Annotated in this window: 1 protein-coding gene; it reads left to right on the forward strand. The window is 65.0% G+C overall.

From position 1 onward, the window contains the following. A partial coding sequence (locus EN939_RS36200) for an efflux RND transporter permease subunit (RefSeq protein WP_164751605.1) occupies positions 1 to 857 on the forward strand: 857 nt, incomplete at both ends.

Below are 857 nucleotides of genomic sequence, written 5' to 3' on the forward strand. Positions count from 1 at the left end.
CTCGGCCCCGACGTTGGCCAGACCACATTGCGCTCGGATGGCAAGACCGGCATCGGCATCGGCATCATCCGCCAGGCGGAATCGAACACGTTGGACATCTCGACCGGCGTCCAGTCCGCCGTCGCCAAGCTGCAGGAAAACCTGCCCAAGGGCATGTCGATCAAGATCACCAGCGACGACGCGGTCTTCGTCAAGGGCGCGGTGCACGAGGTCGAGATCGCGCTCGGCCTGTCCGTCACCATGGTGCTGATCGTCATCTATGTGTTTCTCCTAGACTGGCGCGCGACGCTGATCCCCGGCCTGGCGATGCCGGTCGCCATGATCGGCACCATCGCCGCCATCTATCTGGCCGGCTTCTCGGTCAACATCCTGACCCTGCTCGCGCTGGTGCTGGCGACCGGCCTGGTCGTCGACGACGCCATCGTCGTGCTCGAAAACATTGTGCGACGACGCAACGAAGGCATGGGACCGCGTGCGGCCGCTGTGCTTGGCGCGCAGGAAGTGTTCTTTGCCGTTATTGCCACCACCTTGACGCTGGTCGCCGTCTTCGTGCCGATTTCGTTCCTGCCCGGCCAGACTGGCGGCTTGTTCCGCGAATTCGGCTTCGTGCTTGCCATGTCGGTGCTCTTGTCCTGCGTGGTCGCGTTGACGCTGTGCCCGATGCTCGCCTCGCGCATGCTGACCGGCGCATCGCTCCACCACGAAGGTGGCCATGGCATCGGCGCCCGCATCGGCGGCGCGCTCAATACGGCTTACAAGCGCAGCCTGCACGCCTGCCTCGACGCGCCATGGATCGTGCTTCTGGTCGCGGTGCTGTTCGCCGGCACCGCCTTCACGCTGTTCGGCACCATCCGCCA

The sequence above is a fragment of the Mesorhizobium sp. M7A.F.Ca.CA.002.05.1.1 genome, assembly GCF_003998335.1.
Taxonomy (GTDB): Bacteria; Pseudomonadota; Alphaproteobacteria; order Rhizobiales; family Rhizobiaceae; genus Mesorhizobium.